At 63.9% G+C, this 14,050-nt stretch carries 2 protein-coding genes; both read right to left on the bottom strand.

Annotated features, from left to right (window positions below; all coding sequences use genetic code 11):
* Positions 1–27 precede the first annotated feature (27 nt).
* Positions 28–852 (bottom strand): alpha/beta fold hydrolase, encoded by an 825-nt coding sequence (locus ACYP2Q_RS16330; protein ID WP_459731386.1) that lies wholly within the window; start codon positions 850–852, stop codon positions 28–30.
* Between the two features lie 179 nt (positions 853–1,031).
* Positions 1,032–14,027: a non-ribosomal peptide synthetase gene (locus tag ACYP2Q_RS16325; RefSeq protein WP_459731385.1), complete on the bottom strand. Its 12,996-nt coding sequence runs from the start codon at positions 14,025–14,027 to the stop codon at positions 1,032–1,034.
* Positions 14,028–14,050: the final 23 nt, after the last annotated feature.

Genomic DNA, 14,050 nt, shown 5'->3' with positions numbered 1-14,050 from the left:
GGGAGCGGGCTTGCTCGCGAAGAACGATTACGCGGTCGCTCGGGTTCTCTCGTTTAGAAACTGCAGCAACGCTTGAGTGACAAACCCCGGATTCTCCAGATTGGAAATATGCCCTGCCTCCGGCACCAGCACATACGGGCATCCAATCAACCCGGCCATTTCCTGCGTTTCACTCGGCGGACGTGGCTTGTCCTGATCCCCACACATCAGCAACGTCGTCGCGGCATTCAATTCCCCCAGGCGTGGCAACAGGTCATCGCGGCCAAAAGTAATCCGCCCCATCGGCACGATGCTTTCACGCAGACGCTCCGGCGGTAGTGCCGCGAGTTTGGCGCGAAACTCCTGATACAGCGCCGACTGCGGATCGATGCCCGGACGGAAAAAGATCGGCGCCACGATATCCAGCAATTGCGGCGAGATGACGCCAGTCTCTTCGATCATCTTGAACAGCGAAAAGTAGTACTGCCGAGTCGGTTCCGGTTCGACTCCGACGTAGGTGTCCATCAACACCAGCCCGTTGAGCCGTTGCGGTGCGGCCAACGCCAGGCGCACACCCCACATGCCACCCACCGACAGGCCGACCAGGGTTACGCGATCGATGTCAAGGTGATCGAGCAGCGCCAGGGCCTGGCGTGCGATGTCATCCAGCGACGTTGTGCCGGCCGGCAGCGGCCCGGATTGACCGTGGCCCCAGAGGTCCAGGGCGATCACCCGATACTGTTGCGACAACGCGGCAATCTGCGGGGCCCACATGGCCTGGTCCCACAGGTAGCTGCCGGCCAGCAGGACTGCCGGGCCGGTGCCTTGATCGAGGTAGTGGAGGGGTTGGCCGTCTATCGTTACGAAGGGCATCGAGTGGCTCCGCCAGTGGAAAGGGAGGAGGAAGACTGAGCGGCTGATGGTCTGTAGTCAATCACACGAATGTATGCATACGTACAACCTCATCGCCAGCCGGCTGGCTCCCACAGTTGAACGCGATCAACTGTGGGAGCCAGCCTGCTGGCGATGAGGGATTCACAGGCGCTAGAGAATCAAAGGCCCTCCAGCTCCGCCATCAGATCATTCAACCGATCCACCTTCTCCTCGGTGATGTCACTGGCCGCCAACCCGTCGATGTACCCGGCCAGTTCCTCCACCGTGCTGCATTCGAACATCGCCCGCAGCGGCACATCGCGCTGCAGGGTTTTCTGCACCCGCGAGGCGATCTGCGTGGCCAGCAGCGAATGCCCGCCCAGTTCGAAGAAGTTGTCGCAAATGCCCACCTTCTCCACCTTCAGCACCTCGGCCCAGATAGCCGCCAATGTCTGCTCCAGCTCGTTGCGCGGCGCCTGGTAGTCCTGGCTTTGCAGCTGGCCGATCTCCAGCGCCGGCAGGGCCTTGCGGTCCAGTTTGCCGTTGGCGTTGAGCGGCAGCTTGTCGAGCCACAGCCAGTGCAGCGGCACCATGTATTCCGGCAGCTCGGCGCGCAGGCGTTGCTTGATGCGTTCCAGGCGTTCAGGCGGATTGAGCGTTGAATCCGCTGCAACCAGATAACCCACCAGATGCTTGCCATTGACCCCTTCCTGCACACCGACCGACGCGTCGCGAACTTCCGGTTGTTCATGCAGGCGCGCTTCGATTTCACCCAGCTCGATGCGGTAGCCGCGAATCTTCACCTGATGGTCGATACGCCCGACGTACTCCAGCACGCCGTCAGTGCGACGACGGGCCAGGTCGCCGGTGCGATACAAACGCTCGCCCGGTGCGCCGAACGGGTTCGGCACGAACACCTGGGCGGTGCGCAGCGGATCGCTGACGTAGCCGCGCCCAACCCCGGTGCCTGCGACGCACAACTCGCCCACCGCACCCAGCGGCACCAGCTCCAGCGCACCGTCGAGCAGGTACAGGCGGTTGTTGTCGGTCGGTGTACCGATCGGCAAATAGCTGCCGCGCGTGGAGGCCATGTCGACGCGGAAGAACGCCACGTCATCCGAGCATTCCGCCGGGCCATAGGCATTCACCAGGCCGATCTGCGGATAGCGCTGCAGCCATTGATGGGCCAGTTCCGGTGGCATCGCCTCCCCCGTCGGCAGCATCCAGCGCAGGCCATCGAGGCTCATGCGCTCCTGGGCGAGCATGCCTTGGATCAGCGAGGGCACGCTTTCCAGCACGCTGATGCCCTGGCTCTGAACGTGGGCGAGCAAACCTTGCGGGTCGTGGGCGATGCTGTTCGGCACGATGTCCACCCGCGCGCCGAACAACGGCGCGGCGAGGAACTGCCACACGGAAATATCGAAACTTTGCGAAGCGGTCTGGGCAATCACGTCAGCTTCGCTCAGGTCCAGGTACGGCACCTTGCTCAACTGGTTATTGAGCATGCCGCGCTGCTCGACCATCACGCCCTTGGGCAAACCGGTGGAACCGGAGGTGTAGATCACGTAGGCCAGGTTATCCGGTCCGCTGAAGATGCCCGGATTGGCCATCGATGCATCGCTCGCCTGCACCTCCTCCCAAACCAGCAACCGAGGCCGACTGGCACAGCCAAACTCTTCCAGCAGTGCAACGGCTTGCTCACGGCAGGCCCGAGTGCACACCAGCAACGGCGTGCGGCTGAGGTCAATGATGCGGCTCAGACGCTGGCTCGGCAGCCCCGGATCCAGCGGCAGATAACCCGCACCCGCCTTGAAGCTGCCGATGATCATGCCAAGCAGATCGAGGCTGCGTTCGGCCAGCAGCGCCACCGGCTGATCCAGCCCGACTCCCGCCACCATCAGCGCATGGCCGAGGCGGTTGCTGCGCTGGTTCAGCTCCAGGTAGCTGTACTGCTGATCCAGGCAACTGGCGGCAATCCGCTGCGGATGCGCAGCCACTTGCGCTTCGAACAAGGCAACGTAGCTCTGTTCCAGCGGGTAGGCGTGTTCGCTCTGGTTGCAGCCGTGAATCAGCAAGTCCTGCTCCTCGGCACCCAGCAGCGGCAGGTCCGCCATGTCGCCATGGAATCCTTCAACCAATGCCAACAGCAGGCGCTTGAACTCGCCAAGCATGCGCTCGACCGTGGACTCATCGAAATAACGCTGGTCGTAGGACAGGTGCAGGCCCAGGTCATCACCCGGATAACATACCGCCGTCAGCGGGAAGTTGGTGTGGGTGCGGCCCGAGTCCGAGGTCGCGTTCAGGCTTTGTGCACGGTCCAGCACCGAGACTTCCACCGGGGCGTTTTCGAACACGAACAGGCTGTCGAACAGCGGCTGGCCCTTGGGCAGTTCGCTTCTTTCCTGAATGCTCACCAGCGGCAGGTACTCGTACTCACGCAGTTGCATGTTGCTGTCGAGCAGACCGCTCAACCATTGACGCACGCTGCAACGCTGATCGTCGTCAGGCATTTTCACTCGCAGCGCGATGCTGTTGATGAACAGGCCGACGGTGCGTTGCATCTCCGGCATCTGCACCGGACGCCCCGCCACGGTGACACCGAACAGTACGTCGCGATCGCCGCTCAAGCGGCGCAATACCAGGGCCCAAGCCGCCTGGGCGAAGGTGTTGATGGTCAGCTGATGGGCCTGAGCCAGCTCACGCAGGCGTGCACCGTCACGGGCATCGAGGCGGGTGTAGCGGTCGCCGACGATCATGCCGCCGCTGTCGCCGGCATGTTCGCGCAGGAACGGCCGGTCACTCGGGATCGGCGTGGTCCGCTCGAAGCCTTGCAGGTTGGTTTTCCACCAATTGCGCGCTTCAGCAAGGCTCTGGTGTTGCAACCAGGCGATGTAGTCGCGGTAACGCGGCGGCACGGTCAACTGCGCTTCCCGGCCTTCGCCGAGGGCGGTGTAGATTTCGAAGAAGTCGTTCATCAGCAACGAACGGCACCAGGCATCGATCAGGATGTGGTGGTTGCTCATCATGAACCAGTAACGCGCCGCGCCCACCCGGATCAGGCGCAGGTGGAACGGTGCCTGATTGAGCAGATCGAACCCGGCCTCGCGCTCGGACTTGAGCAAGGCTTGCAGCTTGGGCTCCTGCGCGGCGTCGGCGATTTCGCTCCAGTCCAGGTACTCGATCGGCGTGCTGCCCGGCTTGTGGATAACCTGCAGCATGTCTTCGCCGACGTTCCAGCAGAACGATGCGCGCAGGGCTTCGTGGCGGGCGATCACCGCTTGCCAGGCCTGGGCGAAACGCTGTGGATCGAGCTCGCTGTTGATGCGGTAACGGTCCTGCATGTAATAGAGGCCGGTGCCCGGTTCCAGCAAGGTGTGCAGCAACATGCCTTCCTGCATCGGCGTCAGCGGGTAGACGTCTTCGATCGCGGTGGCGGGTATCGGCAGCGCGTCCAGTTGCGCCTGGGTCAGCTTCGCCAGCGGGAAGTCCGACGGCGTCAGGCCGCCCGCGTCATCGCCCAGGCAGTGCTCGATCAGGCTGCACAATTCGCCCAGATAAGCATCGGCCAACTGGTTGATGGTCTGTGGCTCAAAACGTTCGGCGCTGAAGGTCCAGCGCAGCACCAACTCGCCGCCATAGACCTGGCTGTCAACGCTCAATTCATTCGGCAGCGGCGCCCCGGCATCGTGGGCCGCGCCGATGGCTTCATCGAGTGGATGGAACAGCGCATCGGCGGCAAAGCTCTGGTCGAACTGACCCAGGTAGTTGAAGGTGATCGGCGCCGCCGGCAGCTCGGCCATGCGCTGGCGGCTCGGCTCATCCGCCAGGTAACGCAGCACGCCATAACCCAGCCCTTTGTGCGGCACGGCACGCAGTTGCTCCTTGATCGCCTTGATCGACGCGCCCTGCCCGGCCGCCTCCTCGATGTTCGAGGGCGTCAGGCGCAGCGGATAGGCGCTGGTGAACCAACCGACGGTGCGGGTCAGGTCGATCTCGTCGAACAGCGCCTCGCGGCCATGGCCTTCGAGTTGAATCAGTGCCGACTCGTGACCACTCCAACGGCACAACACTCTGGCCAACGCGGTCAGCAGCAGGTCGTTGACCTGGGTGCGATAAGCACTCGGCGCCTGTTGCAGCAATTGCCGGGTGCGCTCGCTGTCGAGGCGCACGCTGACGGTTCGCGCATGCCGATGCTCGCGGCCACCTTGTGGACGATCACAGGGCAGTTCGGCGCTCGGCCCGGCCAATTGCGCCTGCCACCAGCTGAGTTCTTCACGCAGGGATTCGCTGCCGGCATAGGCCTGCAAGCGTGCAGCCCAGTCCTTGAAGGCGCTGGTTTTGGCCGGCAGTTTCACCGGTTGTTGCGCATCGAGTTGGCGATAGACGTTTTGCAGATCGTCCAACAGCACGCGCCAGGAAACGCCATCGATCACCAGGTGGTGAACCGCGATGAACAAGCGTTGCTGACCTTCGGGACCATCGACCAGCAGCACACGCAGCAATGGCCCTTCTGCGAGATCGAGGCTGCGCTGGGCGTCGGCGAACAGCTCGGCGCATTTGTCCATGGAGGTGACGCGCACTTGCCACAGTACCGGCATATCGGACAGCGCCTGGTGCCGGGCTTGCCATTGACCGTCCACTTGGCTGAAGCGCAAGCGCAACGCATCGTGCTGTTCAATCACCGCCAACAGCGCTTGCTCCAGGCGATGGGGTTCCAGGGTCACGCTCGGTTGCAACAGCAACGCCTGGTTCCAGTGTTGGCGCTGGGGAATGGCGGTGTCGAAGAACCAGTGCTGGATTGGCGTCAGGCGCGACTCGCCGCTGATCAGGCCTTGCTCGGCGGTGACCTGCTCGGTGCGGGTCGCCACGGCGGCGAGGGTCTGCACGGTCTGGTGCTGGAACAGGTCGCGGGGGCTGAAGTGAATGCCCTGCTGGCGTGCGCGGCTGACCACCTGGATCGACAGGATCGAATCGCCACCGAGTTCGAAGAAGTTGTCGTTGAGCCCGACCTGTTCGACGTTCAGCACTTCGCACCAGATCTGCGTCAACGTCAGCTCCAGCTCGTTGCTGGGCGCCACATACTGCTGGCGGTTCAACTCCGGGTCTGGCGCCGGCAGTGCGCGGCGGTCGAGTTTGCCGTTGGCGGTCAGCGGCATGCTCGCCAGCAGGATCAGGTGCGTGGGCACCATGTAGTCTGGCAGCTGGGATTTGAGGTGCGACTTGAGTGATTCGCGCAGAGCGCTTCGTTGCGCCTCGTCCTGTTCGGCGAAGTCGCAGACCAGATAGCCCACCAGTTGCTTGCCGCTCGGCGCATCGAGCGCCAGCACTACGGCTTCACGCACCGATGCATGTTCCAGCAAACGGGTTTCGATTTCGCCCAACTCGATGCGGAAACCGCGAATCTTCACTTGATGGTCGATACGCCCGAGGTACTCCACCAGGCCATCGGCGCGCTGGCGCACCAGGTCGCCGGTGCGGTAGATACGTCCGCCGTTGCCGGCAAATGGATCGGCCACGAAGCGCTCCGCGGTCATGCCCGCACGCTGGTGATAACCCTGGGCCAGGCCGGCACCACCGACGTACAACTCGCCGGTTGCGCCCTGCGGCACCAACGCCAGGTCGGCATCGAGAATGTAGGCCACGCGGTCGCCGATCACGCTGCCGATCGGCACACTGCCGGCGCCCTCTTCCAACACTTCGGGCGCCAGGCTGGCCAGTGGCATGACCACGGTTTCCGTCGGGCCGTAGGCGTTGAAGAACAGCTCTGGATTGAACGCTGCACGAATCCGCGCCAGGTGTTCACCGGTCAGCGCTTCGCCGCCGGTGATGATCATGCGCACCGGCAGGGTTGAGTTTTGCGTTGCCAGCCACTGCGCCAACTGGCTGCCGTAGCTCGGGGTGAAGCCGAGGATGTTGATGTTGTGGCGACGGATCAGCCCGCAGATTTCTTGCGCGTCCCATTGGCCCTGGGCACGCAGCACAACCTGGGCACCGCTCAGCAGCGGCACCAGCAGACGCTCGGTGGCGGCATCGAAGTTGATCGAATAGAAGTGCAGCTCGCAGTCGTCCGGGCGCATACCGAAACGCTCGATCACCGCGCGGCAATGCATGGCGATCTCGCCGTGGGACACCACCACGCCTTTCGGTTTACCGGTGGAGCCCGAGGTGTAGATCAGGTAGGCCTGGTGTTGCGGCAGGCTGATGTTTGGCAACTCGGTGATCGGGTAGATGGCCAGCGCCGTGCTGTCCTCTTCCAGGCACCAGCGGCCAACGCCCGCGGGCAGATCGCCAAGGGCCTGGAACATCGCCGAGTCACTGAGCAGTAGTCCGACGCCGCTGTCTTCGATCATGTAGTGCAAGCGATCCAGCGGGTATTCCGGGTCCAGCGGCACATAGGCGCCACCGGCCTTGAGGATCGCCAGCAGGCCGACGACCATCTCCAGGGAACGCTCGAGCGCCAGGCCCACGCGCACCTGCGGGCCGACGCCACGCTCGCGGAGCATCCAGGCCAGGCGATTGGCGCGGCGGTCGAGTTCGGCGTAGCTCAGGGTCTGCCCGGCGAAGGTCAGTGCCGACGCATCGGGGCGTGCCAGAGCCTGTTCGCTGAACAGCTGGTGGATGCACTGGTCGAGTCGATGCTCGCCAGGCTCGACGCCGAGGCTGTCGAGCAGCTGTTGTTGTTCGCCGGCTTCGAGCAATGGCAACTCGCTGAGGCGCTGCCGGGGATCGGCAATCAGCGCCTCCAGCAAGTTGCGCCAATGGGCGGCCATCCGCGCAATGCGCGGCTCGTCGAACAGGTCGGTGCTGTAGGTCAGGCAGCAACCGAGGCGATGGTCGAGGTCGGTGACTTCCAGGTTGAGGTCGAACTTGGTCGCGCGGGCATCGTTGGCCAGGTATTCGACGGTCATGCCGGCCAGGGTGCGGCTCTGCTGGAACTCCCAGCGCTGCACGTTGCACATCACCTGGAACAACGGGTTATAGGCGGCGCTGCGCGGTGGCTGCAAGGCTTCCACCAGATGATCGAACGGCAGGTCCTGATGGGACTGGCCTTCGATCACGGTATGACGAACCTGCTCGAACAACTCGCCGACGGACATCTGCCCATCCAGCTGGCAACGCAGCACCTGGGTGTTGAGGAACGCGCCGATCAGCCCTTCGCTTTCCGGGCGAATGCGGTTGGCCACCGGCGCGCCGATGCGCAGGTCGGTCTGGCCGCTGTAGCGGTACAGCAACGTGGCCAGGGCGGCGGTCATGGTCATGAACAGGGTCAGGCCATTTTGCGCGTTGAAGGCGCGGACCCGTGCCGCCAGCTCATCGCTGAGGTCGAATCGGTACAACTCGCCCTGGTGGCTTTGCACCGGCGGACGCGGACGGTCGGCCGGCAATTCCAGCAGCGGATGCTCATGGCCCAGTTGCGCCGTCCAGTAGTCGAGCTGGCGCTGACGCTCACCGGACTCCAGCCATTGGCGCTGCCAGACGCTGTAATCCAGGTACTGCACCGGCAGTGGTGCCAGCGGCGATTCGCGGTCGTCGACCAAGGCTTCGTACAGCGCACTGAGTTCCCGGGCAAAGATGTCCATCGCCCAGCCTTCGGTGACGATGTGGTGCAGGGTCAGCACCAGGTAGTGTTCCTGCTCTGCGGTCTTGACCAGGCAGGCGCGCAGCAGCGGCCCGGTTTCCAGGTCGAAGGGCTGGTGCGCCTCATCGTCGGCCAGTTGCTGGACTTGCCACTCACGGCCATCGGCGTCCAGCGCGGTGAAGTCCTTGCGGTCCAGGCGCACGCCAGGCTCGGCATGCACCTGCTGACGCGCGACGCCATTGACACTCGGGAAAGTGGTGCGCAGGGTTTCATGACGCAGGATCAAGGCCTGCAACGCAGCCTCGAAATGCTCGACATCCAGCACCCCGCGCAAGCGCGCCATGCCGCCGACATTGTAGGCCGGGCTGTCCGGCTCCATCTGCCAGAGGAACCACATGCGCTGCTGGGAATAGGACAGCGGCACCGGTTGGCTGCGGTCGACCTTGGCGATCGGCGGCTGTTCGTTGGTGCGCCCGCTGGCCTGGATCAGGCGTACCTGCTCGGCAAACGCGCCCAGCTCACTGTGTTCGAACAACGCGCGCAGCGGCAACTCGACGTCACAGGCCTGGCGGGTGCGGGAAATGATTTGCGTGGCCAGCAGCGAATGCCCGCCGAGGGCGAAGAAGTCATCGCGCAGGCCGACTTGTGCAAGGCCCAGCACTTGACGCCAGATGTCGGCGATCTGCTGTTCCAGTTCAGTCACAGGCGTGACGTGTTCGCGCACCTGCCACTGCGGTTCCGGCAAGGCCCGACGGTCGAGTTTGCCGCTCGGGCTGAGGGGCATCTGGTCCAGGCGCATCAGTTGTGCCGGGACCATGTATTCCGGCAGTTCGGCCACCAATGCGGTTTTCAGGCGGGTGCTTTGGGCTTCTTCGGATTCAACGGAATCGGCGGTGTAGTAACCGATCAACTGAGCACCGGCTGAAGTTTCGCGGACCAGCACCACCGCTTGGGTGACGCCGTCCTGAGCCAACAGCCGCGCTTCGATTTCTTCCGGCTCGACACGAAAGCCGCGCAGTTTGACCTGCTGATCGAGACGTCCGAGGTATTCGATCACGCCATCGGCGGTCCAGCGCGCACGGTCACCGGTGCGGTACAGGCGCGCGCCCTGCTCGCCCAGTGGATCGACGACAAAACGCTCGGCGGTCAGGCCCGGACGGCCGAGGTAACCGCGGGCCAGGCCGATACCGCTGATGCACAGCTCACCCGGCACACCGGCCGGAACCGGGTTGAGATCGCTGTCGAAGACACGGCAGACCACGTTGCCCAATGGTCGACCTATTGGCGAGCGCTCGCCATCGGCGGCTGTGCAGTGCCAATGGGTCACGTTGATCGCGGTTTCGGTCGGGCCATAGCGGTTGTGCAATTGCACCGCCGGCAGTTGTTCCAGCACGCGGTTGCGCAGTTCAGCCGGCAGCGCTTCGCCACCTGAGAACAGCCGACGCAGGCTGGTGCATTCGGCGCTGAGCGGTTCGTCGATGAACAACGCCAGCAGCGGCGGCACGAAGTGCAGCGTGGTCACGCCGTACGCTCGGACCAGCTGCGCGATGCGATGCGGATCGCGGTGTTCACCCGGCCCGGCAATCAGCAGCCGGGCCCCGGTGATCAACGGCCAGAAGCACTCCCACACCGACACGTCGAAACTGATCGGCGCTTTTTGCATCAGCACATCGGTTTCATTCAAGCGGTAAGTGTTCTGCATCCATTGCAGACGTTCGGCGAGGGCCGCGTGGCTGTTGCCGACGCCTTTCGGTTGGCCGGTCGAGCCGGAGGTGTAGATCACATAGGCCAGGTTGTCGCCGTGCAGGTGCAGGCCCGGCGCATGGCTCGGCCAACTCTCCAGATGCAGTGCATCCATGGCGATGACGCTGACGCCTTCGCTGGCCGGCAGGCGATCGAGCAACCGTGTTTGCGTCAGCAGCAAATCGACGTTGCTGTCGCTGAGCATGTAGGCCAGGCGTTCGGCCGGGTAATCCGGATCGAGCGGCACATAAGCGCCACCGGCCTTGATGATCGCCAGCAGGCCGATCAACAGTTGCGGCGAACGCTCGGCAGCGATGGCCACGCAGACATCCGGACCGACGCCTTTGTCGCGCAGGTAATGGGCCAGGCGATTGGCCTGGGTGTGCAGCTCGGCGAAATCGAGGCTGCCACCCTCCCACATCAACGCGGTGCGTTGCGGGGTCTGGCGTGCCTGTTGGTTGAGCAGTTCCGGCAGCCATTGGCTGGCGGGCCGGCACGGTGCAACGGCCCACCCGGCTTGCTGATCTATTTCAGTTGCGGTCAGCAGTGGCAGGTCGGCGATGGCGGTTTCCGGTTGCTCACTGACGGCGCGTAACAGGTGGCTGTAATGCTCGGCCAGGCGTTCGATGGTCGCGGTATCGAACAGCTCGCTGGCGTAGTCGAACGACAGGCTCAAACGACCGTTGCGGTCTTCTTCGCTCTGCAACTGCAGGTCGAACTTGGCCTCGCGGCTGTGCCACGACAGCTCTTCGGCGAGCAGCCCGGGCAGGCGTTTCAGAGCGCTGAGATCCCGTTGCTGGTGATTGAACATGACCTGGAATAGCCCTTGTTCACGGGCCTGGGGGAAGGCCTCGAGCAGTTGCTCGAACGGCAGGTCCTGATGCGCCTGCGCACCCAACGCGGCCTGCCGGGATTGCGCCAGCAATTCTACGAATGACAGGCGCGAATCCACCTCGGCGCGCAGCACCTGGGTGTTGATGAAGAAGCCGATCAGACCTTGGGTTTCCAGGCGCGGACGGTTGGCATTCGGCACGCCGATGCGAATGTCGCGCTGACCGCTGTAGCGATGCAACAAGGTCTGGAACGCGGCGAGCAACAGCATGTACGGCGTGGCTTCGTGAGCCTGGGCGGTGCGGCGAATCGCATCGCAAAGCGTCGCGTCCAGCCGCACGGTGTGGCGGGCGGCGCTGTGCAGCTGTTGCGCCGAGCGCGGGTGGTCGGTGGCCAGGCTGAGGGTTGGATGCTCATCGCCCAGCTGCGCTTTCCAGTAAGCCAGTTGACGCTCGCCCTCCCCTTGCGCCAGCCATTGGCGCTGCCAGCTGCCATAGTCGGCGTACTGGGTCGGCAGTGGCGCAAGCGTGGCCTGTTGTCCTTGAGACGCCGCCGCGTACAGCCGGGAAAATTCGTCGATCAACACACTCATCGACCAGCCGTCAGCGATGATGTGGTGCATCGTCACCAGCAACTGATGATCTTCGTCGTCGAGGCGCACCAGCGTTACCCAGAGCAACGGACCTTTCTCCAGATCGAACTGGGTGCGCGCTTCGTCCTCGCGGATTTGCCAGGCCCGGGCTTCACGCTCGGCCATCGGCAGATCACTGATGTCGATGCACTGCAAATTGAATTGCGTTGCCGCATCGACCTGCTGCAACGCCACACCGTCACGCTCGAAGAAGTGCGTGCGCAGGGATTCGTGGCGCTCGATCAACTGCTGGAAACTGCTGTGCAGCGCGTCTTCGTCCAGTTCGCCGCGCAGGCGCAAGGCACCGGGGATGTTGTAGGCGCTGCTCTGCGGATCGAGTTGCCAGGTGATCCACAGGCGATTTTGCGCCAGGGATTGCGGCATGGCCTCGGTGCGCGACAGCGTGCTGATCGCGCCTTGGGTGAGACCTCCGTCCTGCTGTTGCCGGGCCACCGCTTCGGCGAACGCGCCCAGGGTCGGCGCTTCGAACAGCAGGCGCAGGTTCAGCTCCAGGCCGAGTTGTTCGCGCAGACGAGCCACCACCTGCGTGGCCGCGATGGAGTTACCGCCGAGCAGGAAGAAGTGATCGTCGGCAGCAACCTGCTTGACCTGCAATTGCTCGCACCAGATTTGGCCGATCAGGCTTTGCAACTCCGAGCCGGATTCGCTGTTGCCTGCGCTTTCGCTGACCGCCGAAGGGAATACCGCGTAACTGTCGAGGCTGCCATCCGCCAGGCGATTGCGGCACGCCGAGCGTTGCAGTTTGCCGCTGGACGTCTTGGGCAAGGCGCCCGGATTGAGCAGCACCACCACGCTCGGTGCTTGCTGATAGGCCTCGGCCACCGCCTGGCGGATGGCCTTGATCAAGGCCTCGGGCGGCAGGATTTTTTGCACGCTGCGGCTGATTTCCGCGGCGATGCCGATGCCTTCCTCACCGTCGACATTCACCGCAAAGGCCGCGACGCGCCCCTTGCGCACCACCTCCACTTCACGCTCGACGGTCTGCTCGATGTCCTGTGGATAAAGGTTGTGCCCGCGCACGATCAGCATGTCTTTCAGGCGCCCGGTGATGAACAGCTCACCGTCGCGTTTGAAGCCCAGGTCACCGGTGCGCAGCCAGGTTTTGCCGGCATGCTGGACGAACGTCTTGGCCGAGGCCTCGGGGTTGCGCCAGTAACCGTGGGCGATACTCGGGCCGGCGGCCCAGACTTCACCGACCGCATTGTCAGCCAGTTCGCTGAGCGACGCCGGGTCGATGATCAACACCGCGTGCTCCGGCTGGCTGATGCCGCAGCTCATGATCGCGCTGCCCTCGCCGGCTTCGGCACGGTTCTGCGCCAGGGCCTGGTCGTCCACCCGCAAATTGCCGATGCCCTGGCCACGCGGAGTACCGGCAACGAACAGCGTGGCTTCCGCCAGACCGTAGGAGGCCATGAAACTGTCTTCAGTGAAACCGCAGCTGGCGAACTTCTCGGCGAAACGTTCCAGGGTGTCGAGACGAATCGGTTCCGATCCGGAATAGGCCACGCGCCAGCCGCTCAAATCGAGGCGTTCCAGGGCCGTCTCACTGACCCGTTCGCTGCACAGGCGATAGGCAAAATCCGGCCCGCCGCTGATGGTGCCGCCGTATTCACTGATCGCTTCGAGCCAGCGCAGCGGCCGGCCGAGGAAGTACGCCGGCGACATCAACACGCACGGCACGCCACTGAAAATCGGCTGCAACAGGCCGCCGATCAAACCCATGTCGTGGTACAGCGGCAACCAGCTGACGATCACATCGTCGGGGTTCAGGTCGATGCCGAAACCGCGGCGGATCAGCAATTCGTTGGCCACCAGATTGCCGTGGCTGACCTGCACGCCTTTAGGCAATGCAGTGGAACCGGAGGTGTATTGCAGGAAGGCGATGTCATCGCCTGCCAGGTCCGGCGCGACCCAGCGTTCGGCGTGGACGCTGTCGAGGGTATCGACACACAGCAACGGCGGCGCCCCTTCAATCTGCAGCAGCGAATCGCGCAGGCCGGCGCTGGTCAGCAACAGGCGCGGCTCGGCATCGCCGATGATCGACAGTAAACGCTCCTGATGATGCCGACGCGTCGACTCCGGCGGATAGGCCGGCACCGCGATCACCCCGGCATACAGGCAACCGAAAAACGCCGCGACGTAATCAGGACCACTGGGAAACAGCAACACCGCGCGATCGCCAAAACCGGCCTCGGCCTGCAGCGCGCCGGCAATGGTCCGCGCGCGCTGATCCAGCTCGCGATAACTGAGCACCACAGCCTGGTCCTGGGTTTCGGCGAGAAAACGCAAGGCCACCCGATCCGGCGTCAGGGCCGCGCGGCGCTGGAGGGCTTGGACCAGTGTGCTGGGGAGTTCGAACGCGTCGGTCATGAGGTTTCCTGCCTGAATTCGGC

Source organism: Pseudomonas sp. MHK4 (assembly GCF_054600775.1).
Note: the sequence above shows the minus strand (reverse complement) of the source record. Positions and strands in the feature narration are given on the sequence as shown.

Excerpts from the sequence above, each read along its gene's own strand:
- ACYP2Q_RS16330 (WP_459731386.1), bottom strand. The coding sequence starts at position 852 with ATGCCCTTCGTAACGATAGACGGCCAACCCCTCCACTACCTCGATCAA.
- ACYP2Q_RS16325 (WP_459731385.1), bottom strand. The coding sequence starts at position 14,027 with ATGACCGACGCGTTCGAACTCCCCAGCACACTGGTCCAAGCCCTCCAG.